Below are 22,646 nucleotides of genomic sequence, written 5' to 3' on the forward strand. Positions count from 1 at the left end.
GGCCACCGGGAGCAGGGGAGGGACAGGGACGGCGTTACGAGGCGGGCGGGCAGACCAGGCTGCTGACGACGGACGGGTCGAGGGCCACGGCGCCCTGGTAGGTGCCCTGGGCGTACTCGTAGTAGAAGTAGTAGATCTGGAATCCCAGGTAGGCCCCCGTGGTGCAGTCCGAGTCCGCTGTGAACCGGAACGGCAGGGTCACCGTGCGACTGTCCCCGGGAGCGATCGGAACCTCCGGTGCGACCAGGTTGAAGCGGGCACTCGCGCCCGCGAAGTCGCACCAGCTCGCGCCGGAGCAGCCGGTGAGTTCGCTGTGCACCGTCGTGGGGCCGGACAACGGGGTGTAGAGCGTCGCGTAGAGGAAGTTCACCGGGGTGGCCTGGCGGTTGGTGAAGGTCACGGAGAGCGTGGCGGCCTGTCCCGGCGTGAGCGTCGCACGGTCGACGCTCAGTACGAAGTGCGGCCCCTGGGGCTCGGGCGCGGCGAAGGCCTGCCCCCCGAAGCCCAGCAGACCGAGGAACAACGTCAGTGCGGCGACGAGACGCACACGCCTCATCGCCGAGGCAGGAATCGACATGGTCGCCCAGCGTAGGCACCCGCCCCCGCCCCGTCTGCCCCGCCGTCGGGAATCCGGCCATGATCGGACGCATACGCACGTGACCGCGAGTGAACGGTGACCACGGGTGTGGTCGCGGGCACCGGATCCGCCGGAGGTCCGAACCGGGGACCCGTTTGCGGGGGCCGTGGCGGTGTGGTGCATTGGGAGGGACACCACAACGGCCGGGGTGCCGCCGCTGAGGAGGTGGTGAGCGATGGCCGAGTTCGACCGGGGGCCGACGGACGCGTTCGCGGATCTGTTCGCGCGGGTGCCGGATCCGCCCGAGGAGGAGTCGTTCTGGTTCGACTGGGGGCCGGTCTTCTACCGGGGGCGGCTGGACGGCTCGGCGCGGGTGCTGGTGGTGGCCTCGGACCCGGGGCCGACCGAGCGGGTCGCGGGGCGCGGCCTGGTCGGTGACGCGGGGCAGCGGGTGCAGGGGTTCCTCGGCAAGCTGGGGCTGACGCGCTCCTACGTGTGCCTCAACGCGTGGGCGTACGCGGTGCATCCGTCACGCGCCCAGGCGATGAAGGAGCGGCTCGATGACGCCGCCCAACTCCATTGGCGCAACCAGGTTTTCAGCGAGGCGGTCGGCCTCCAGTTGCAGGCCGTGGTGGCGATGGGGTTCATGGCGCAGGAGGCCGTGCGGCTCTGGGACGGCCGGCCGCAGCAGGCGGTGCTGGCGAAGGTGCCGCACCCGTCGAGCCATGACCCGGTGGCGCTGCTGAACGGCTGGCGGGAGGCGGTCACGACGCTGCGCCCCGTCGTCACCCCGGACGACGACGGCGACAACACCGGCCCCAACTACGGCGAGGTCTTCGAGGAGGCCGACTACCGCCCGATCCCCCGCCGCGACCTGCCGTTCGGCGCGCCGGCGTTCCTGGGGGACGACGCCTGGGTGCGCGCCGGGGACGCGGGGCTGCAGAACTCGGTGCGCCGGCCCGCCCCGGACGACGGGCACACGCTGCTCTGGAAGGCGCCGGACTGATGGCGCTCGTCCTGCGCGGCACCGTCGTCACCTTCGACGCCGGACACCGGGTCCTCGACCCCGGCGAGGTCTACGTCGGCGATGACGGCCGGCTGGACGCGGTGCAGCCGGCCGGGCAGCCCGCGCCCGCCGGGTTCGCCGCCGCCCCGGTGGTCGACCTCACCGCCTCGGGCGCGCTGGTGCTGCCCGGCCTGGTCGACCTGCACGGCCACCTCCAGTACCACACGCTGCCGCTGTGGGAGGCGGTCGGCGTGCCGTACCTGCACCACGACCGCTGGGTGGACGAGGACGACGCGCCCGACTACTCGACCACCGTCACCTGGCCCGCCAAGGTGCTGGGCCACGCCGCGCCCGAGGCGCTGCTCGCGTACATCGAGGTGAAGGCGCTGGTCGGCGGCACCACCTCGGTCCAGGGCGCCCCGCGTTCGACCCGCCCGATCGACGGCGGACTGCTGCGGATCGTCGACATCGAGAAGCTGCCGGCGGGGCGCGACACGGTGCTGACCGCCGCGCTCCAGAAGGACGCCGAGGTGCTGCGCAACGAGATCGCGGACAAGCTCGACGGCACCCGGGTGCTGATCTACCACGTCGCGGAGGGGCGGCGCGCCGAGGAGCCGGACCCGGCCAATCCGGTGTCGCACGTGCACCGCGAGTTCGAGGACCTCGAACCCTGCCTCAAGCCCGGCCTGGTCTGCGTGCACGGCACCGCGCTCACGGCCGCCGAGTTCGCGGCCTGGCAGGACGCCGTGGCGGCGGTCGACCCGGCCGAGCGCGGCACCGTGGTGTGGTCGCCGTTCTCCAACCTCTGGCTCTACCACGAGACGACGGACGTGGTCGCGGCGGCCGCGCAGGGGCTGCGGATCGCGCTCGGCTCCGACTGGTCGCCCTCGGGCACCAAGCACGTGCTGGGCGAACTGAAGGTGGCCGACGGCCTCAACGCCCACGAGCTGGGCGGCCACTTCGACGACCGGGAGCTGTGCGACCTGGTCACCGCCAACCCCGGCGACGCACTGGCGACCGCCTGGGGGCCGCAGGTGGGGCGCCTGGAGGCCGGCAGCGCCGCCGACCTGCTGGTGCTGGACCGCGGGCAGCCCGGCAAGGACGTGTACCGCGCCGTCATCGACGCCACCGAGCGCCACGTCCTGCTGGTGGTCTCCCGCGGCCGGCCGCGCTACGGCACGCAGCCGCTGATGACCGCCGCCGGGGCGGGCGCGACCAGTGCGATCCAGCCCGCGCCCGGGCTGCGCCGCCGGGTGGCGCTGGACGGGGTGGGCGGGACCGGACCGGACGGCGGGCCCCGGGACTGGGCCGGGGTCAAGCGGGCGCTGGACAAGGTACGCCAGGACCCGCAGGCCGCGTTCCGCGACGCCCAGGACGCGCTGGCGGCGTGGGGCGGACCGCTCGACGACCCCGACGCACCGCTCGCCCTGTTCGGCGACATGCCCGAGGGCGAGGCGGCGGCGCTGGCCGGCACCGACGACGTCCCGGCCGGCCTGGTCATCCCCGAGCCGGACGCACTGACCCACGACGCCGCCTTCCTCGCCGCCTTGGACCGCAGCGGGATCCCGGAGCTGCGACGGCTGGAGGCGCGCTACCCGTGAGCCCTCGGTACACCGCTCCCAGCCGGGCCCTGCCGGACTCCACCGGGCTCGACGCCTTCATGGCCCGGGCCGCCGCCGACCCGCTGCCGCTCGCCGACCGCTACCGGCTGGTGACCGCCGCCCGCGTCGTCGTCGAGGAGCTCTACGTCCACCTGCCGCTCAAGCGGGCCCGCTACGCCACCGACCCGGTGCAGCGCCTGCGGCTGCTGGAGCGGCGGGTCCCGGCCCTCAGCGAGCTCCAGTTCCACGCCGAACTCGCCGCCGTCTTCCGGGACCTGCGCGACCTGCACACCGTCTACCAGCTCCCCGACCCGTACCGGGGGCAGGTCGCCGTGCTCGGCTTCCTGGTGGAGCGCTACCACGACGCGGACGGCACGCCGCACTACCCGGTCTCCCGGATCGACGACGCGCTGCGGCACGCGGACTTCGACGCCGGCGTGGAACTGGAGCTGTGGAACGGCGTCCCCGTCGAGCGCGCCGTCGAACGCGGCACCGCCGCGCAGGCGGGGTGCAGCCCCGACGCGCGGCTGGCCCGCGGGCTGGAGTCGCTGACGCTGCGCCCGCTGCGGACCGCTCCCCCGCCGGACGAGCGGTGGGTCCTGCTCACCTACCGCACGCCCGACGGGCGGCTGCGCGAGACCCGGGTTCCGTGGCGGGTGCGCGCCGCCGACCGGCACGGGGGGCGCCACCAGGACCCGGTGCCCACGGCCGGCACCCACCTCGGGATCGACGCCGGCAACGAGGCCACCCGCCAGGCCAAGCGCGCGCTGTTCGCCCCGGCCCCGGCCCGCCGTTCGGCGGCGCGGGCACCCCGGGACGTCCTCGCGTACCGCAGGACGCGCGGCCGGCGCCCGTACGGGTACCTGCGCGTCTTCTCGTTCAACGTGGCGAGCGCCCGGCGGTTCGCCGAGCAGGTGGCGGCGCTCGCGGCGAAGGCGCCGCCGGACGGGCTGATCGTCGACGTCCGCGGCAACCCCGGCGGCAACATCCTGGCCGCCGAGGCGGCCCTGCGGGTGCTGAGCACGGGCCCCGTCGCCCCGGTCCGGTTCTCGCTGCCGACCACCCGGGCCGCGCTCGCCCTGGCCCGCGCCAACCCGGCCTTCCGGCCGTGGGCGCCGTCGATCCGCGACGCCGTGGAGACCGGCGAGCCGTACTCGCAGGCGTTCGCGCTCACCGACCCGGACGCGGTCGCCGAGGGGCTGCCGCGCTACCGGGGACCCAAGGTGCTGATCGTCGACGCGCTCACCTACTCGGCCGCCGACATCTTCGCCGCCGGCTTCGCGGACAACGGGCTCGGCCCCGTCCTCGGCACCGCCGGGACCACCGGTGCGGGCGGCGCCAACGTCTGGACGTACGAGCTGCTGGGCGTCTGGCTGCCCGACCTGCTCGGCCCGCTGCCGCGCGGCGCCGGCTTCCGGGTCGCCCTGCGCCGCGCCACCCGGGCCGGGGGCAACACCGGGGTCCCGCTGGAGGACTTCGGCGTGACGGCGGACCCGCTGCACCGGCTCACCAGGCGCGACGTCCTCGGCCACAACCAGGACCTGCTGGCGGCTGCCGCGGCATTGCTGCACTGAGCCCGACCGGCGTCCTTCACCAATGGAACACCTCCTTCTCCCGGGTGACTTGATTCGTCGTCAGATCAATTGAACCGGATGCACCCCGAAGAAGTGGTTCACGCCTGCGTGCAGCGCGGGCTCCGGGTTGCGGGCACCACGGTGATTCCGGCGATTCGCCATCGAAGCACCGCTTCACCGACCGATTCCCGGATTCCCGGATTCCCGAAACGGGGAACGATGAAGCATCTGCGCGCCCTGCCGCCGGCGGCCTCGGTCGCCGTCCTGAGCGCCGCCCCGCCGACCGGCCGACCGACGCCGGCCGGATCAGACCGTGACCGGCTAGCCACCTTCCGTCGCCACTCGGGTCACAGCAACCCGTCCAGATGGAGCCAGTCCCGTTCACATGTCAACCACACATCCTTGAAGCGACATCCTCAACAACCATTGTGGCTCCGCAGTCCCGGCGGGTAGAGTCCCGGTCCGCCGAGCACCGAACACGTGCTCGCACGGCATTCTTTGGGGCGGGCATGACAAATAACCGCAACATCCACGGGGCCACTTCCGACTTGATTGACGCGTTCACGGAAACCGTGCGCCGATATCCCGCGCGACCGGCGATCGTCCACCACGGACAGGACCTCAGCTATCGCCGACTGGAGGCATCGGCAAGCCGTTTGGCCGACCGACTCGGCGCCGCACCCGGCGTGGTGGCGGTTCCGGCGGTGCACACGCCGGACACCGTCGTCGGGCTGCTCGGCATCCTGGCCGCCGGCGGGGCGTACTGCCCGGTGGACCCGGCCTTCCCGCCGCAGCGGCAGCGGGAGATGCTGGCGGCGGCCGGGTGCCGGACGGCCGTCGGCCTCGATCCACAACTCGGCGCGGAGCCGCCGGCGTTACCGCGATTAGCCGAAAGCCTCGGGGTCGGCGGGCGACCCTACGAGCCCGAGCAGCCGGCCTACCTGCTCTTCACGTCGGGCTCGACCGGGCAGCCGAAGCCCGTCGTCACCCCGCGGCGGGCGATCTCCGCCGCCGTCGACTCGCTGCGCACCCTGTTCGCCCTCACCCCCGAGGACCGGGTGCTCCAGTTCGCCTCGCTGAACTGGGACACCTGCTTCGAGGAGATCCTGCCGACGCTCACCGCCGGCGCCGCGCTCGTCCTGGACCGCGAGGCCCACAGCGGGTCGTTCCCGCGCTTCCTGCGGATGATCGAGCGCGAGCGGGTCACCGTACTCGACCTGCCCACCGCCTTCTGGCACGAACTGGTCCGCCACCTCGCCGAAGAGGGCGTCGCGCCACCCGACTGCATCCGGCTGGTGGTCATCGGCGGCGAGGCGGCCAACCCGGCCCGGCTCGCCGACTGGGCCGCCCTCGACACCGGGCGGATCCGGCTGCTCAACACCTACGGGTCCACCGAGACCACGCTGATCACCCACGCCGTCGACCTGCACGGACCGCTGGCCGCAGCCCGGGCGCGCCCCTGGGCGCCCGGCGACCGGGTACCGATCGGCCGGGCCCTGCCCCATGTGTACGAACGGATCGACGAGCAAGGCGAGTTGATCATCGGCGGACCCGCCGTGGCACTCGGCTACCTCGGCCTGCCGGAGGCCACCGGGGCCCGCTTCAGCGAGGACGCCGAGGGCCTGCGCTGGTTCCGCACCGGCGACCGGGTGAGCCGCGCTCCGGACGGTGTCCTGACCCACCGAGGCCGACTGGACGGCGAGTTCAAGGTGCGCGGGATCCGGGTCGACCCGGCCGAGGTGGAGTCGCACATCGCCGGCCACCCCGGCGTGCACGCGGTGGCGGTGACCGGGGCGAGCGTCGCCGGCCGCTCCGCGCTGGTCGCGTACGTGGTCCCGCGCGCCGGGGCGGCGGCCGGGACGCTGGACGCCGAGGTCCGCGCCTACCTGCGCGACCGGGTGCCCAGCCACCTGGTGCCCAGCCGGATCACCGTGGTGGCCGAACTGGTGCTCACCGCCAGCGGCAAGGTCGACCGGGCCGCCTCGCACCGCCGCCACTCGGCCACGACACCCCCGGCGCCCGCCCCGGCCCACCCCTAGCGCCCCGGGCGCACGCGAACGAACGAAACCCCTCCCCCGCTGAAACCCTCCCCCGGTGCCGCCCCGGCGACGCACCGCACCCCGACGGTCAAGGAGAGCCTCGTGAGCAGCGTAGACACCACCCCCGCCGACACCGAGGGCGTGACGGCGATCTTCCGCCGCGTCCTGGAGAGCGACGACGTCACGGCGGACTCGGACTTCTTCCTCCTGGGCGGTGACTCCCTCATCGCCACCCGCGTGCTGAGCGCCGTCGCCCGGACCTACGGCGTCGAGCTGTCCTTCGAGGACTTCGTGCTCGCGCCCACCCCGGCCGGCCTGGTCGAGCTGATCGCGGCCGTCAGATGAGCGGCGGCAGAGCGCGTTCCGCCGTCGTCGTCGGCGCCGGACTGGCGGGGCTGACCGCCGCCGAGGGGCTGGCGGCCCGCGGAGTGGAGGTCACCGTGCTGGAGGCCCGCGAGCGGGTCGGCGGGCGGACCCGCGGGATCGAGGTCGAACCCGGCGCCTGGATCGACGCCGGCGCCGCCTACCTCGGCGCCCGGCACACCGAACTCCTGAACCTCATCAAGGAGTTGAACCTCCACACCACCCCCACCACGATGCTCGGCGCGAGCCGCTTCGCCCTCGGGGCCGGCGCCGGGGACGGCGAACACGCCACCCGGGACGGCCGGTTCCCGCCGCTCAACGCGGTGGCGCTCGGCGAACTCTTCGACCACCTCGCCGAACTCACCGCCGCCGTCCGCCCCGAGGCGCCCTGGCTCACCCCGGACGCCGCCCGCCTGGACGCCCTCACCGCCGCCGAGTGGGCCGAGCACTCCCTCGCCCACCCGGACGCCCGGCTGTTCTTCCCGCTCTTCCTCGGCGAGATGATGGCCGCCGACCCGGCGGACGTCTCGGTCCTGCACATGGCCTTCTACCTGCGCTCGGGCGGCGGCCTGCGCTATCTCAACGCCTTCGAGGGCGGCGCCCAGCAGGACCGGGTCGCCGGCGGCGCGCACCTGCTCTGCGAGCGGCTGGCCGCCAGGCTGACCGCACGGCACCGCGGCACCCTCCGGCTCGGCGAGGCGGTGCGGGCCGTCACCCAGGACGCCGACGGCGTCACCGTCCACACCGAGCGCGGCGCGGCGTACCGGGCCGACACCGCCGTGGTGGCGCTGCCGCCGCTGCTCGCCGACGCCCTCGACCTGGGACCCGAGCCGCCGGCCCGCCGGGCCGGCGGGCGGACCGGGCGCGGCTGCGCGGTCAAGGTCAACCTGGTCTACCCGTCGCCGCTCTGGCGCGAGCACGGGCTCTCCGGGTGGTCGGTCAACGCGGAGGGGCCGCTGCTCTCCACGGTGGACGACTCCCCCGCCGGCGCGGCGGTCGGCGTGCTCACCGGCTTCGTCACCGGCGCCGAGGCGCACCGCTACGCCGCCCTCACCCCGCGCGAACAGCGCGAAGCCGCCCTCGCGCAGGCCGCGCGGCTCTTCCCGATGCTTCCCGAACCGGTCGGCTTCCACGTCACCGACTGGGTCAACGACCCCTACAGCAAGGGCTGTTACGCGGCCCTGTTCGGGCCGGGCGACTGGCTGCGGCTCGGTCCGACGCTGACCGCGCCGCACGGCCGGGTGCACTGGGCCGGCACCGAGACCAGTACCGAGTTCTTCGGCCTGCTGGAGGGCGCGATCCGCTCCGGCCACCGGGCCGTCGCGCAGATCCTCGACGGCGGGGTCTGATCCCGCCCCGGGCGACAGCACCGTCCGGCACCGCTTCCCCCCGAGCCCGCGCTCCCGTTCCACAAGAACCGCGGGCCCACCCCCCTTTCTCAGGAGACGCCATGAGCGACCCGAGTTCCCCCCTGGGCAGCGCCGCGCCCTCCCCGATCGCGCCGCTCGCCGCGCGCGAGCGGCTGATGGCCGAACCCGGCCTCGGGGCCGGCAACTTCCTCGACCACGCGATCGCCGTGAACCCGAACCGCGCGGTCCCGTTCGCCTACAGCCACCACACCGACCACCGCGGCGCCGTCGTGCTGCGCGGCCACAGCCTGCTCGACCTGGCCGCACTGCGCGACCGCTACGCCGCCTGGTACCACGCCAACGGCGTGCGCCCCGGCGAGCCGGTGGCCGTGGTGATCGCCGAGGGCCTGGAGCCGCTGCTGCACTTCCTCGCGCTCACCGCGCTGGGCGCCGTCCCCGCCCTGGTCAACGACGCGATGCGGCACGACGTGATGGTCCGCTACCTCAACCACGTCGGCGTGGTCGGCGTGGTGGCCGACGACACCACCCGGCTCGCCGCCGCCTACCGCCGGGACCCGCAGCGCCGGCCCCGGTTCCTGGCGCTCGCCGCCGAGGTCCAGGCCTTCGACGCGGACGCCGCCGGCGCCGGGCCCGCCGAGTACCCGTACCGGCACGCGCCGGACGACGTGGTCGCGCTGATCCACTCCTCCGGCACCACCGGCACGCCGAAGTCCACCATGCTGGCGCACCGCCAGTTCTGGGACGGCAAGCAGCCGCGCATGGTGCGCTTCCCGGCCGAGCCGTACGACCGGCTGATGTCGCTGATGCCGCACACCCACGCGGGCGGCCTGAGCTACTTCCTCACCGCCACCCTGCTCGGCCTGCCCACCGTGGTGATGGCCGACTGGCGCCGGTCGGTGGTCGAGCCGGTGATGGAGGCCTTCCAGCCGACCATGGTCGCCTCCTTCCCGCGCACCTTCGTCGAACTCGCCACCGGGGAGCCGCCGGTGAAGGGCGCCGCCAAGGTCCACTCCTGGTTCAACACCGGCGACAGCGCCCACTACGGGCACATCCGGCGCCTGGTGCGGCTGGGCGAGCGCCCGGCCGGGCTGATCCGGCCCTGGCTGCTGCCGCAGGAGCGGGCGGAGCAACCCGCCCTGCCCGGTTCGCAGTTCGTCGACGGCCTGGGCTCCTCCGAGATGGGCATGGCGCTGTTCGGCCAGGTCACCACGCCGGAGTCGGTGCGCGACGACCGCTGCGTGGGCAGACCGCTGGAGGTGGTGCGCCGGGCCGCCGTGCTGGACCAGGACGGCCACGAGGTGCCGGACGGCACGGTCGGACTGCTGGCGGTCGACTCGCCCTCGCGCACACCGGGCTACTGGAACAACGACCGGCTGACCGCGAGCTTCGAACTGGCCGGGTACTGGCTCACCGGGGACGTCGCCCGGCGCGACGCCGAGGGCCGGTTCCACCACCTGGACCGCACCGTGGACGTCATCGACACCCCGGCCGGCCCGGTCTACAGCCTGCCGGTCGAGGAGGTGCTGCTGGCGGACTGCGACGCCCTGGTCCGGGACTGCTCGGTGGTCGGCGTACCCGGAGCCGCCGGCGAGGGCCAACGGCCCATTGCCGTCGTCCAGTTGCAGCACGAGGTCCAGGAAGCCACCGAGGCGGACGTACTGGAGGCCGCCAACAAGGCGCTCGCCGCGGCGGGCCTGGCCGCACTCGCCGCCGTCCGGATCGCCCGCACCCCGGAGGAGTTCCCGCTCGGGCCCACCGGCAAGGTGCTCAAGCGTGAACTGCGCACCCGCTTCGCCACCCTCTTCACCGGCCAGTAGCCCCCGATGGACGACCACCACGCCGCCGCCGCGCACCCCGCGCCGGCGCAGCCCTACCAGTACGTCCGCACGCCGCTGATCGAGCCGGACTGGCGCCGGCTGCCGGGCTGGCGCGACGTGACCGAGGCCCAGTGGCGCGACGCCCAGTGGCAGCGCGCCCACTGCGTCAAGAACACCCGCCAGCTGCGGGCCGTCGCCGGCGATCTGCTGACCTCGGACGTCTACGAGCAACTCGACGCCGATCAGGCCGAGTTCGCCACCATGCCGCTGCTGGTGCCGCCGCAGATGCTGAACACCGTGGCCGCGCACGCCCCGACCACCCCCGAGGCGTTCACCGCGGCGTTCCTGGCCGACCCGGTGCGCCGCTACATGCTGCCGGTGCGCGCCGACCGGCTCCCGCACTGGCCCAGCCACCCCAAGGCCGAGCGCGACTCGCTGCACGAGGCCGAGATGTGGGTGGTCGAGGGCCTCACCCACCGCTACCCGACCAAGGTGCTGGCCGAACTGGTCGCCACCTGCCCGCAGTACTGCGGCCACTGCACCCGGATGGACCTGGTCGGCACCTCCACCCCCCAGGTCGCCAAGACCCGGCTGGTGCTGCGGCCCGAGCACCGCCAGGAACAGATGCTGGACTACCTCAAGCGCACCCCGAGCGTGCGCGACGTGGTGGTCTCCGGCGGCGACCTCGCCAATGTGCCGTGGCCGCAACTGGAGTCGTTCCTGCACCGGCTGCTGGAACTGGAGTCGGTGCGCGACATCCGGCTCGCCAGCAAGGCCGTCGTCGGGCTGCCGCAGCACTGGCTGCAACCCCGGGTCCTGGAGGGCGTGCACCGGGTGGCGGTGATCGCCGCCCGCCGGGCCGTCAACCTCGCCGTGCACACCCACGCCAACCACGTCCGCTCGGTCACCCCGCTGGTCGCCGAGGCGGCCCGGGCGCTGCTCGACGCGGGCGTGCGCGACGTACGCAACCAGGGCGTGCTGATGCGGCGGGTCAACGACACCCCCGAGGACCTGCTGGACCTCTGCTTCGCGCTCCAGGGCGAGGCCAACATCCTGCCGTACTACTTCTACCTCTGCGACATGATCCCCAACGCCGAGCACTGGCGCACCGGCCTCCACCAGGCGCAGCGCCTCCAGGAGGCGATCATGGGCTACCTGCCCGGCTACGCCACCCCGCGGCTGGTCTGCGACGTGCCGCTGCTCGGCAAGCGCTGGGTGCACCAGGTGGTGGCGTACGACCGCGAGCGCGGCATCTCGTACTGGACGAAGAACTACCGCACCGGCCCCGAGGCCCGCGAGGCCGGTGCCGCCGCGGCCGGGCGCGACGCGCTGGAGCGCCTGCACCCCTACTACGACCCGGTGGACACCCTGCCCGAGTCCGGCCGCCGCTGGTGGGCGGAGCGCGCCGGGCACCCCGCACCCCAGGAAGGAGCAGCACGGTGAACGCCACAGCCCCGCACGACCCCGGCCCGCTGCGCCGGATGTGCTGGATCTTCCCCGACCGCGAGTCGACCCGGATGACCGCGACCTGGCGCCACTTCTTCTGGGACCTCTACGCCGAGGTGGCCGGGGAGCTGGGCCTCACCTGGTGCCGGCACGCGCCGGACGCGGTCACCGTGGACGCCACCGACCCGGCGCACCCCCGGGTGTACGTCGACGAGGAGCCGGTGACCCCGCAGGACACCCTGTTCATCACCGCCCTCTACTCGCTGCCGTACCAGTCGATGGACGTCTTCAACCAGTACGCGCTGTACGCGGTGCTGGAGCAGGCCGGCTTCTACCTGCCGTTCCCGCCGCAGATCTCGCTGATCGGCAACGACAAGCTGGCCACCGTGCTGCACCTCGCCGACTCGCCGGTGCCGCCGATCCCGTCGGTCCGGATCGGCACCGGCCGGGACATCGCCAAGCACCGCTACGAGGTGGCCCTCGGCGGCCTGACCTACCCGGCCATCGTCAAGCCGGCCGGCTGGTGCGGCGGCGGCGGGATCAACCTGGCGCGCGGACCGGAGGACGTCCGGGGCCTGGCCAGTCTCGCCCAGGGCGGGGACACCACGCTGGTCGCCCAGCCCTACCTCGGCGACGGCACCGTGGACTACCGCGTCTACGTGGTCGACGGCGAGCCGTACGCGGTGCTGCGGCGGGTGCCCGAGCCTGGCTCGCCGGTGGCCAACGCCAGCCGCGGCGGCTCGATGGACTTCCCGCCGGTGCCGCCCGAACTGGCCGAGGCCACCGCGTACTTCGCCGAGAAGCTGGCGATCCCGTTCTTCTGCGTGGACTTCCTGTACGACGGCGAGCGGTACTGGTTCTCGGAGCTGGAGCCGGACGGCGTGATCGCCCCGGACTTCGACGACCCGGGGCGCACCCTGCAACGGGACATCACCCGGGCCCGGTTCACCGCCTACCGGGATGCCCACGCCAAGTGGCTCGCGAACCGCCCCCTCTCCACCACCCCCCGATCGGAAGCCCGATGACCGACGCCTTCTCCCTGCCGCCCGAGGCGGCCGGGCCGCGACTCCACGTCGCGGAGCGGACCCTGGAGCTGCTGCGGACGGTGCCCGCCTTCGCCGGGCGCTACGCCGGCCACCCCGCCGGCGTGCGCACCCTCGACGCGCTGGCCGCCCTGCCGCCGCTGCTCAAGGACGACCTCAACACCGCCCTCGCCCATCTGGAGCCGCGCTCCGGCACCGCCGCCACCTGGCTGTTCCAGAGCGGCGGTTCCACCGGCGCGCCCAAGGTCGGCTACGCGCCCACCGGCTTCTACATGGCCGGGGTGCAGGCCCACTGGCAGGCGCTGGACCGCGACGACGTGTTCGCCAACGCCTGGGGCGCCGGCCGGATGTGGGGCGCGCACTTCCTCGCCGCCGCGCTCGCCGACCGGGCGGGCTGCCGGGTGATCGCCCTGGGCTCGATCACCCGCGAGGAGTACCCGGACTGGCTGGCCTTCCTCGCCGACCGGGGCGTCACCGCGATCGGCGGCACCCCGAGCGTGCTGCGGCTGTGGTTCGCGCACGCCCGCGCCGCCGGGCTGAAGCTGCCGGCCCTGCGCAAGGTGCTCTGGCTCGGCGAGGCCTGGCAGCCGCAGCTGGAGGAGGACCTGGCGGCCGTCGCGCCGCAGGCCCGCCGCTGGGGCATGTTCGGCTCCACCGAGACCTGGGTGGTCGGCACCAACACGCCCGACTGCCCCGCCGACACCTTCCACCCGCTGCCCGACCAGCTGGTGCACGCCGGCCCGGACGGACTGCTGGACTTCACCACCCTCAACCCCGAGATGCTGAACCCGGTGCTGCGCTACCGAACCGGCGACGCCGGTGAGTTGACCAGCTGCCCGTGCGGCCGGCCGGGCCGGGCGATGCGGGTGCTGGGGCGGCGCGACAACGTCGTGCAGGTACGCGGCCTCGGGCTGCACGTGGACGAACTGGTGGCCCGGGCGGAGCGCGAGCCCGGCGTCTCCCGGGCGCAGGTGGTGGTCACCGAGGACGGCGGCCGGGCCACCGGGGTCGAGGTCCTGCTGCTGGCCGGCCCGGACGCGGCGGTGGACGCGGCGGCGCTGCGCGCCGAACTGCTCTCCGCGACCTTCACGTTGAGCACCGCCTTCCAGCACGACCCGGAGCACGTCACGGTCCGGGTGACGGATGCGCTGGTCTCCAACGACCGAACCGGCAAGACGGCCTCCTTCGTGGTCCGCGACCTCCGACGGGCCGCCGGGGAGGCCTCGTGAAGCCCCGGCGCCCGGAGGACCTGGGGCGCGGCTTCAACCTGTTCTGGGCCGGCCAGACGGTCAGCGTGGTCGGCGACCGGATCACCGTGTTCGTCGTCCCCACCCTGATGATCTTCGTCCTGCACTCCTCCGCCCTCCAGGTCGGCGTGGTGGCGATGGCCCAGTACCTCGGCATCCCGCTGCTCGGGCCGGTCGCGGGCGTGCTGGTCGACCGCTGGGACAAGCGCCGCACCATGCTCGTCTGCGACCTGCTGCGGCTGGCCGCCGTCCTGGTGATCCCGCTCGCGTACTGGCTGGACTTCCTCTCCACCGCGCTGCTGTTCGGCTGCGTGGCGGTGATCAGCGGCGCGACCATCTTCTTCAACGTCGGCTACCTGATCGCCGTCCCGGCCGTGGTGCCGGAGGACCGGATGGTGCGCGCCTACTCCCGACTCGAAGGCAGCAACTCGGTGTCCGAGGTGGCCGGGCCCTCGATCGCCGCCGGCCTGTACAGCGCGCTCGGGGTGGGCGCGCTGCTGGTGGACGCGGTCAGCTACCTGGTCTCCGCCGCCTGCTTCCGCGCCATGCCGCGGTGGGGCGAGCGGACCGTCGTCGAGGGCACCGTCTGGGAGCGGCTGACCGCCGGGTTCCGGATGAACTGGGCCGATCCGGTGCTGCGCCGGGTGGTGCTGGCGGCCGTCACGCTCAACTCCGGCGGGCCGATCTTCGTCACGGTGCTGCCGGTGCTCGCCTACCGGGGCCTCGGCGTGTCGGTCGGGGTGCTCGGCGCGGCCATGTCGGTGGGCGCGGTGGGCGCGCTGATCGGGGCCGTGGTCGCCCCGCGGATCAGCGCGCGCCTGGGCCTGGGGCGTACCCTGGCCTGGTCGCTGCTGCTGCACTGCCTGGTCGGGCTGGGCGTGCTGGCCGCGCCCGCGCTGCCCGCCGGGCCGGTGATCGCGGTGACCATGGGCTGCTACGGCTTCTTCATGTCCTGCATCAACGTGTGCAGCGCCCCCACCCGCCAGTCGCGGATGTCCGCCGAGCACCAGGGCGTGCTGCACGCGGCGTTCCGCACGGTCACCTGGGGCGTCATCCCGCTCGCCGCACTGGTCGGCGGCCTCGCCGTGACCGCGCTCACCGGACCGCTGGGCATCCGGGACGCCGCGCGCTGGGTGATGGCCGGCGGCACCCTGCTGGCGGCCTGCTCCTTCCTGCCCGCGCTCGGCATCCAGTCCCGGCTGGACGCCGCCGCCCGCGAGGAGAAGCGCCAACCCGCCGGCCAGGAGCCCGAGTTGTCGGAGAGCACGTCATGACCGCGCGCGACGTCCTGCTGATCACCGGCTGCTCCTCCGGCATCGGCCTGGCCACCGCCGTGGCCGCCGCCCGCGCCGGGTTCACCACCGTCGCCACGCTGCGCGACCCGGCCCGCGCCGAGGCCCTGCTGGAGGCCGCCGAGCGGGCCGGGGTCACCCTGGACGTCCGCCCGCTCGACGTCACCGACCCCGCGTCCGTCACCGCCTGCGTGGACGGCGTGGCCGCCGCGTACGGGCGGCTGGACGCGGTGGTCAACAACGCCGGCGTCTCCAACTTCGACCCCACCCTGGAGATGTCCACCGACGCGGCGCTGCGGGCCAACCTGGAGGTGAACTTCTTCGGCGTGATCGCCGTCAGCCGCGCCGCGCTGCCCCTGCTGCGCGCCTCCGGCGGGCGGCTGGTCACCGTCGGCAGCGTGCACGGCGTGGTCGGCCAGCCGTTCAACGAGGCCTACTGCGCCGCCAAGTCCGCCGTCGAGGGCTTCATGGAGAGCCTGGCCCCGGTGGCCGGCGCACACGGCGTACGGGTCTCCGTCGTCGTCCCCGGCTTCGTGCCCGACACCGCCTTCGGGGTCTTCCCGGACATCGACCGCCGCACCATCGCGGCCGCCTCCGGCCCGTACGCGCCGACCTTCGCCGACTACCTCGCCCGGGTCGGCGGCCAGGGCTGGGAGGCCGCCGGGCAGCTGGCCCGCGAGGTCGCCGAGGTGGTGGTGCGCACGCTGCGCGCCGAGCGGCCCGCCTTCCGCGTCCCCACCAACGCCTGGGCCGCCGAGCACCTGGCCCACAAGCTCGCCGACCCGGACGGCTCGGCCGTCCAGGCCCTCGCCCGCAGCTGGATCGGCCGCACCGACCACCCGAACTGATTGACAGTCAGGAGGCTTGCCATGCCCGCCAAACCCCTTCCCGAACTGGTCGACTTCGCGCGCCGCAACTCGCCGTTCTACGCCGAGCTGTACCGGGACCTGCCGCCGCGCGTCGAACACCTCACCCAGCTGCCGGTGATCGAGCAGACCGCCTTCTGGGCCGCCAACTCCTGGCCGGACAACCGGCTGCTCACCGGCCCGCTGCTGGACGCCGGCGTCTACAAGACCGGCGGCACCACCGGCGTCCCCAAGTTCTCCCCCTGGTCGCGCACCGAGCACGCCGACTCGGTCACCGCGTTCGGCGCAGGCCTGGTCCAGGCCGGCCTCAGGCCCGGCCACCGGGTCGCCAACCTGTTCTGGGCCGGCGAGCTGTACGGCGGCTTCCTCTACATCGAGAACGCCCTGCACCACGCGCCGGTCGACAACGTCCGGCTGCCGGTCGGCGCAGCTCCCGACGCGTACGTGGCCGGGCTGATCCACGACTTCGGCGTGGACGTGCTGGCCGGCGAGCCGATGAAGCTCAGCTCCGTCGCCGAGTACCTGGTCAAGCACGGGAAGGTCGCCGAGCGCATCGAACTGCTGCTGTTCGGCGGGGACCTGCTCTTCGCCGACCTGCGCCCGATCCTCTCCCGGGCGTTCCCCAACGCGGCCGTCGCCTCGATCGGCTACGCCTCGGTGGACGCCGGCCTGGTCGGCGCGCCGGTGCCCGGTGACGACGTCCGGGTGCACGAGGCGTTCCCCCACCGGACCGTGGTGGAGCTCGTCGACGACACCACCGGCGAGCCGGTCACCGAGGCGGGGGTGCCCGGCCGGGTCGTGGTCACCAACCTGTTCCGCACCCTCATGCCGATCCTGCGCTACCCGACCGGCGACCGCGCCGAGTGGGTCGACGTGGAACGCGGGCGGTTCCGCCTGGTCGGCCGGTCCACCGAGGGCGCCCGGGTCGGCACGGTGGCGATGCCCACGGAGGAGATCCGCGCCGTCCTGCTCGCCCACGACCCGGAGCAGATCATCTCCGGCATGCAGATGGTGCAGCGGCGCTGGGACGGCAAGGACGGGCTGATCCTGCGCCTCGGGTACACCGAGCTGCCGCCGGCCGGCCTGACCGGGCGGCTGGTCGAGGCGGTGTACAAGGCGCGCCCGCTCTACCCGGACGACGTCGCGGCCGGGGTGATCCACGAGCTGGTGGTGGAGTGGGTGCCGCGCTCGGAGCTGCTCACCAACCCGCGCACCGGCAAGCTCCAGCAGGTCATCGACGAGCGCCCGCCGGCCTGACGCGCGAGGCGCCGGGCGGGGTGTCCCCGCCCGGCGCCCGGGCTCAGGCCGTGTGCGGCGTTCCGGCGAGCATCACGCTCTGGCCCCGGAATTCCGCGATCACCTTTCCGGCCGTATTCCGCACCGTCACGTCGTAAACGCCGGTACGACCGGAGCGTGTGCGTTCGACCGCTTCCGCGGTGAGTTCGTCCCCCACCGCCGCCGGCGCCAGGAACGTCACCTGCGCGGCCTGGGCGACCGTCACCGGACCGTAGCTGTTGCAGGCGTAGGAGAACGCCGCGTCGGCGAGCAGGAACAGGAAGCCGCCGTGGGCGATGCCGTGCCCGTTCACCATGGCCGGGCCCACCGTCATCCGCATCACCGCGTGCCCGGTGGAAACCGCGTCGAGCGTGATGCCGAGCCCCTGGCAGGCCCGGTCGCGCTTGTAGAGCCCGGCCATCCGGGAATGCGGCACGGTGCCTGCCGCCGGTGCGCCGGAATCCGTGCCGGCCGCGGTGTCCACGCTCATGACGCCCTGCTTTCCCCGGGAACAGCCCGAAACGGTCGGTGTGCCGTGCGTGCGTATCGCACCCGCATTACACCGAGGGCCGCGACGGGCTGTCAACGGTCTTCCGGCGGGGACGGAAGGTCCGTCCGGAGAACTCAGAGCAGCCGCTTGATGTCCCCCCGGGCGCGGTAGAACGAGCCGCTGCCGGACTCCAGCACCTCCGCCACCAGGTACCGCGCGCCCGGCACCCGGATGTCCTTCGGGAACTGCACCCGGCGCATCGGGTCGTAGCCCGGCGAGACCACCCGCACCCGCAGCCGGGCGCCGTCCTGCACGCACTCCACCTCGATGCCGCCCGCCGCGCCCGCCGAACCGACCGAGACCGACTCGATCGCCGCGCCGGCCACCGACGCCGTCCAGCCGCTGCCGTCGACCTCGGCGGCCTTCGGCAGCCGGCCCTCCTCGGCCGCGCGCACCGCCTCCTCGCTCGCGTCCAGGCAGACCAGCGAGCCGTCCGTGGTCACCAGGTAGAGCCGGCCGTCGCGGTACTGCATGCTGTACGCCGAGCCGGCGCCGGTGCCGAGCTTCCACAGCCGGGTGCCGTCGGCCGCGAAGCAGTACACCGAGGAGTGGTTGTCGCCCGCGAAGACGTAGCGGCCGTCGGGCGAGGCCGCGCAGGAGAACACCGCGGCGTCGCAGCGGTAGCGGGCCGCCTCGGAGCCGTCCGCCTTGCGCAGCCGGTGCACCGAGCCGCGCGAGGTGCCGGCGAACACCTCGTCCCGCTCCTGCCAGCCGAACAGCACCGCGCCGTCGGTGGCGGTGTGCCAGACGGGCGCGCCGCCGCGCGACGCGTAGCGGGCCACCCCGCGCGAGTGGCCGTGGTAGACGCCGTCGTCGTCGCAGCGCACCATCCAGCCCTGGTTGCCCTCGGCGGAGCGGCGCCACTGGAACTCGTCCTCGTGGTCGACGGTGGTGATCCCGCCGCGCGCGTCGGCCACGCCGAGCACGCCGTCGTGGATGTCCAGCCAGTAGATGTCGACGTCCTCGGCTATCTCGTACGCCACCCGCGGCACCTTGCCGCCGAGGTCGTAGACCTTGCCGTCGTCGCAGCCGGCGTAGATCCACCAGTCGTCGGCGACGATGCACTTCACGCCGTCCGGCAGGCCGTAGCGGCCGGTCACCTCGCCCTCGTGGGTGAGGGTGTAGACGTCGCCGCGCTCGTTGCCGACCCAGGCGTGCTCCTCGCCGACGAAGATGCCGAACGCCGCCGCGCCGGAGCGGAACCGCCACAGCACCGGCGCCTGGCGGGCCGTCGAGCGGCTGCTGACGATCGCCCGGCGGGTCACCGCCCGGCGCTCGCGCACCCCGCGCACCGCCGGGGCGTAGCCCTTGCGGACCTTCTCGCCGATCTTCTTGGCGGCGGCCGAAGCGGCCTTCTCCGGCGTGGGGTAGGCGGTGGTCTTGGTCTGGCCGCTCTCGCCGATCCGCCCGTAGGTGATGGTGACGTCCGCCCCGCTGACCCGGACCTCGTAGAACTTGTGCGCGCTGCCGCTGTCCTCGGACAGCTCCAGGTAGGTCGACTGCTCGTCGGTGGCGGTGGCTGACATGGCGTGGGCCCCTTCCGGGCACGGCGTGGCATGGGTACGGCACTGGGTGGGACGCAGGGCGCGGTGCCCGGCGACACCCCAGAACCTAACCGCCCGCACCGACAGCGGATCCCCCGGCCCGGGTCTGCCCGAACGGACCTTCCGCTCCGCGCACCCGCTCTGCGAGCATCGTCCGCTATCCGGTCGCCAGGCACCGGGGACCGGGGGAGCCGGCGGATGACACGGGAACCGGTGCACCGGCCCGCACGGTGGGTGCGCACCCGGCTGCGGGCCGCGCCCTGGACCGCGCTGCTGAACGCCGTGCTGGTGTTCGCGGTCGTGCTGCTCTCGACCGGCCTGCCCCGGGGCGTCGACCGGGGCGCGGACGCCGCGCTGCGCGACTTCCTGCACGACCGCGGCATCGGCGCGACCAGCCTGGTCACCAACGCCACCCTCCGCCCGGACGACGACTCCGCCGCCCTGGACGCCGTGGCCGAGCGGCTGCTGGCCCGCACCGGCGGGGAGTTCCGCGTCTCGGCGGGCGGACCGGTCTACGGCGTGCGCGGCAGCCGGCCGCGGATCCTGACCGGCCCGCAGCTGTCCCGGCCCGACGACGTGCCGCCCACCCTGGCCCTGCGCCACCTCGCCCGGCTCTCCGAGCACGCCGCCCTCGTCGACGGCCGCTGGCCCGCCCCCGTCCCCGCCGACCGGCCGCTGCAGATCGTGGTGTCGCAGGCCACCGCCGAGAAGCTCAACCTCCGGATCGGCGACGTGCTGGCCGAGGACACCGACCCCGGGTCCCGGCTGCCCCCGACCGCGGGGACCGAGGTGGTCGGCACCTTCCGCCCCCACGACGAGGCCGACCCGTACTGGACGGACCTCACCTGCCTCACCCGGCCCTGCCTCAGGATCCCGGACACCTTCGAGTGGAAGCGCTGGTGGGAGGCCACCGGTCTGACCAGCGGCGACGACCTGCCCCGTCTGCTCACCTGGTCGGGCGGCGGCCAGCTCTCCTGGCGGCTGCCCGTCGACCCCGCCTCACTGCGCGCCGACCGGCTGGCATCGGCCGAACGCGAGCTGGCGAGCTACCTGACCGGCCCCACCGCCGCCCGGCTGGCCGACGAGACCGGCCGTCCCGACCTGCGCACCTTCTCCTCCCTGCCCGAGCTGTTCACCCTGGCCACCGCCCGCCGGGACGCCGCCGCCCCGCTGGCGGCGCTGGGCCCGGCCGGGCTCGCCGGCGTCGTCGCGGTCGTCCTGTGCCTGGCCGCCGCGCTGGCCGCCGACCGGCGCGGCCCCGAACTCCTGCTGCTCCAGGCCCGCGGCGGCTCCCGCCGGGGCGTGCTGCGGCGGCTGCTCGGCGAGGGCGCGGTGGTCGTGCTGCCCGGGGCCGCGTCCGGCCTGCTGCTCGCCCTCCTGCTGCTGCCCGCCCCGCGCTGGGGCGCCGCGCTGCTCGCCGGAACGGCGGCCACCGGCTTCGCACTGCTCGCCTTCCCGGCCCGCGCGCTGCTGCTGCTCGGCCCGCGCACCCGCGCCCGCAGGGGCAGCCGGAAGGGTGGCCGGAGAGGTGGCGCACGCCGGGTGGTCGGCGAACTCTCCGTCCTCGCCGTCACCGCCGCCGCCGTGGCCGAGGTCCGCCGGCGCGGCGCCGCCCCGCCCGGCGCCGGCATCGACCCGCTGCTCGTCGCCGCGCCGCTGCTGATCGCCCTCACCACCGGCCTGCTGCTGGCCCGGCTCCAGCCGCTCCTGCTCGGCGCCCTCGCACGGACGGTCGGCCGACGGCGCGGCGCGGTCGGCTTCCTCGGCCTCGCCGGCGCGGCGCGCCCGTCCCTCCTCCCGCCCCTCGCACTGCTGCTCGCCGTCACCACCGCCGGGTTCGGCGCCAACGTGCTCGACGCCGCCGACTCCGGCCGCACCCGCGAGTCCGGGCTCGCCACCGGCGGCGACGTCATGGTGAGCGCCCCCAGGGGCTACGGCCTGCCCGCGTCCTTCACCGAGGCCGCCGGCCGGCTTCCCGGCGTCCGGGCCGCCACCGCCGTCACCGTGCTGACCGACGCCGCGGTGCTGCGCCCCGGCCAACGCCACCTCACCATCAGCCTGTTGGTCGTCGACCCGCCCGCCTACGCCGAGATCTCCCGCACCCTCGACCGCGGCGCCTTCGACCCGGCCCTGCTCGCCGCCCCCGTCGGCCCGGTCTGGCCGGCCGGTCGCGACGTCCCGGTCCCCGCCCTCTACTCCCGCGGCCTCGTCGAGCAGCTCGGCGGCCACGCCGGGTCCGAGCGGATCTACCTCACCAGCACCGGCGAACTGCGCGCCCAGTACGCGGGCACCGTCGACGCCACCCCCGCGCTGCGCGACTCCACCCACCCGTTCATCGTCCTGCCGGCCGGCCCGGCCGCCGCCCGGGTCCCCGAACTGGCCGACCACGGCCACTGGTTCGCCGTCGGCGACCTCGACGAGGCGGCCGTCCGACGGCTGCTGCACGGCCTGCCGGTGCACCCGCTGCTCGCCGACACCGCCCGGCTGACCGGCGTCCCGGCCGTCGGCCCGCGGCCGGAGGACATCCCGGACGGCCACCTGGTGGACACCGCCGCCGCCCGCACCGCCGCGCTCGCCGGGGACCCGCTGCAAAGCGCCGCCACCCGGGTGTTCCGGGCCACCACCGCCGGCGCGGGCGCGTTCGCCCTGCTCGCGGCCCTGCTCACGCTGCTGCGCGCCGCCCCCGACCGCGCCGCCGCGCTCGCCCGGCTGCGCACCATGGGCCTGCGCCCGCGCCAGGGCCTGGCGCTCATCCTGGTCGAGACCCTCCCGCAGACCCTGCTCGCGGCGGTCGGCGGCGTCCTCGCCTCGCTCGCCGCCGTCGCCCTGCTCGGCCCGGCCCTGGACCTGTCCGCCCTGCTCGGCACCCCCGTCCCGCCGGGCCTGCCGCTGCACCCCGCCGCCGTCCTGCCCCCGGCCCTCGCCCTCACCGCCCTGGTCACGGCCGGTGTGCTCGCCGAGGCCCTGCTGACCGGCCGCCGCCGGATCGCCGCCGACCTCCGGATCGGCGACGCGACCTGACAGCGGCCGGGCGGC

Annotated in this window: 17 protein-coding genes; 14 read left to right on the forward strand and 3 right to left on the reverse strand. The window is 74.7% G+C overall.

Annotated elements, in window-relative coordinates; translation table 11 throughout:
* Positions 1–34: 34 nt before the first annotated feature.
* Positions 35–577 carry a hypothetical protein gene (locus tag ACFU74_RS20770; RefSeq protein WP_380758754.1) on the reverse strand — a complete coding sequence of 181 codons (543 nt, stop codon included), beginning with the start codon at positions 575–577 and terminating at the stop codon, positions 35–37.
* 235 nt (positions 578–812) lie between these two features.
* Between ACFU74_RS20770 and ACFU74_RS20775 the strand changes: the two genes are divergently transcribed.
* The 13 genes from ACFU74_RS20775 to ACFU74_RS20835 all read left to right on the forward strand — a co-directional run bounded on the left by ACFU74_RS20775 (position 813) and on the right by ACFU74_RS20835 (position 17,498).
* On the forward strand, positions 813–1,583 hold the full coding sequence (locus ACFU74_RS20775) for a uracil-DNA glycosylase family protein (RefSeq protein WP_380758756.1): 771 nt from the start codon (positions 813–815) through the stop codon (positions 1,581–1,583).
* Complete coding sequence (locus ACFU74_RS20780) at positions 1,583–3,184, forward strand: amidohydrolase family protein (RefSeq protein WP_380758758.1); 1,602 nt, start codon at positions 1,583–1,585, stop codon at positions 3,182–3,184. The genes ACFU74_RS20775 and ACFU74_RS20780 overlap by 1 nt, the downstream gene beginning before the upstream one ends.
* On the forward strand, positions 3,181–4,758 hold the full coding sequence (locus tag ACFU74_RS20785; protein WP_380758760.1) for a S41 family peptidase: 1,578 nt from the start codon (positions 3,181–3,183) through the stop codon (positions 4,756–4,758). Before ACFU74_RS20780 ends, ACFU74_RS20785 begins: the two co-directional genes overlap by 4 nt.
* 509 nt (positions 4,759–5,267) lie before the next feature.
* Positions 5,268–6,797: an amino acid adenylation domain-containing protein gene (locus ACFU74_RS20790; RefSeq protein ID WP_380758762.1), complete on the forward strand. Its 1,530-nt coding sequence runs from the start codon at positions 5,268–5,270 to the stop codon at positions 6,795–6,797.
* A gap of 102 nt (positions 6,798–6,899) precedes the next feature.
* Positions 6,900–7,142 (forward strand): phosphopantetheine-binding protein, encoded by a 243-nt coding sequence (locus tag ACFU74_RS20795; protein ID WP_380758764.1) that lies wholly within the window; start codon positions 6,900–6,902, stop codon positions 7,140–7,142.
* Positions 7,139–8,509 (forward strand): flavin monoamine oxidase family protein, encoded by a 1,371-nt coding sequence (locus ACFU74_RS20800; RefSeq protein ID WP_380758767.1) that lies wholly within the window; start codon positions 7,139–7,141, stop codon positions 8,507–8,509. The genes ACFU74_RS20795 and ACFU74_RS20800 overlap by 4 nt, the downstream gene beginning before the upstream one ends.
* 101 nt (positions 8,510–8,610) lie before the next feature.
* Positions 8,611–10,347 carry a class I adenylate-forming enzyme family protein gene (locus ACFU74_RS20805; protein ID WP_380758770.1) on the forward strand — a complete coding sequence of 579 codons (1,737 nt, stop codon included), beginning with the start codon at positions 8,611–8,613 and terminating at the stop codon, positions 10,345–10,347.
* A 6-nt stretch (positions 10,348–10,353) separates the two neighbouring features.
* A complete protein-coding gene (locus ACFU74_RS20810; RefSeq protein ID WP_380758772.1) occupies positions 10,354–11,790 on the forward strand; it encodes a KamA family radical SAM protein in 1,437 nt (478 codons plus the stop codon).
* The gene (locus tag ACFU74_RS20815) at positions 11,787–12,818 is read left to right on the forward strand and encodes a RimK family alpha-L-glutamate ligase (protein WP_380758774.1); all 1,032 of its coding nucleotides are present in this window, start codon (positions 11,787–11,789) and stop codon (positions 12,816–12,818) included. Before ACFU74_RS20810 ends, ACFU74_RS20815 begins: the two co-directional genes overlap by 4 nt.
* Positions 12,815–14,065: a phenylacetate--CoA ligase family protein gene (locus ACFU74_RS20820; protein WP_380758776.1), complete on the forward strand. Its 1,251-nt coding sequence runs from the start codon at positions 12,815–12,817 to the stop codon at positions 14,063–14,065. The genes ACFU74_RS20815 and ACFU74_RS20820 overlap by 4 nt, the downstream gene beginning before the upstream one ends.
* Positions 14,062–15,357, forward strand: a complete 1,296-nt coding sequence (locus ACFU74_RS20825) for an MFS transporter (RefSeq protein WP_380758778.1) — start codon at positions 14,062–14,064, stop codon at positions 15,355–15,357. Before ACFU74_RS20820 ends, ACFU74_RS20825 begins: the two co-directional genes overlap by 4 nt.
* Positions 15,354–16,223: an SDR family NAD(P)-dependent oxidoreductase gene (locus ACFU74_RS20830; protein WP_380758781.1), complete on the forward strand. Its 870-nt coding sequence runs from the start codon at positions 15,354–15,356 to the stop codon at positions 16,221–16,223. The genes ACFU74_RS20825 and ACFU74_RS20830 overlap by 4 nt, the downstream gene beginning before the upstream one ends.
* 21 nt (positions 16,224–16,244) lie before the next feature.
* Positions 16,245–17,498 (forward strand): phenylacetate--CoA ligase family protein, encoded by a 1,254-nt coding sequence (locus ACFU74_RS20835; protein ID WP_380758783.1) that lies wholly within the window; start codon positions 16,245–16,247, stop codon positions 17,496–17,498.
* A 43-nt stretch (positions 17,499–17,541) separates the two neighbouring features.
* Here ACFU74_RS20835 and paaI read toward each other — a convergent pair whose 3' ends face one another.
* Both paaI and ACFU74_RS20845 read right to left on the reverse strand, forming a co-directional pair.
* Positions 17,542–17,937, reverse strand: a complete 396-nt coding sequence (gene paaI / locus ACFU74_RS20840; RefSeq protein ID WP_380758794.1) for a hydroxyphenylacetyl-CoA thioesterase PaaI — start codon at positions 17,935–17,937, stop codon at positions 17,542–17,544.
* A gap of 203 nt (positions 17,938–18,140) precedes the next feature.
* Positions 18,141–19,592 carry a WGR domain-containing protein gene (locus ACFU74_RS20845; protein ID WP_380758785.1) on the reverse strand — a complete coding sequence of 484 codons (1,452 nt, stop codon included), beginning with the start codon at positions 19,590–19,592 and terminating at the stop codon, positions 18,141–18,143.
* Between the two features lie 216 nt (positions 19,593–19,808).
* Between ACFU74_RS20845 and ACFU74_RS20850 the strand changes: the two genes are divergently transcribed.
* Positions 19,809–22,631: a hypothetical protein gene (locus tag ACFU74_RS20850; protein WP_380758787.1), complete on the forward strand. Its 2,823-nt coding sequence runs from the start codon at positions 19,809–19,811 to the stop codon at positions 22,629–22,631.
* Positions 22,632–22,646: the final 15 nt, after the last annotated feature.

This window comes from Kitasatospora sp. NPDC057500 (assembly GCF_042802195.1).
Taxonomy (GTDB): Bacteria; Actinomycetota; Actinomycetes; order Streptomycetales; family Streptomycetaceae; genus Kitasatospora.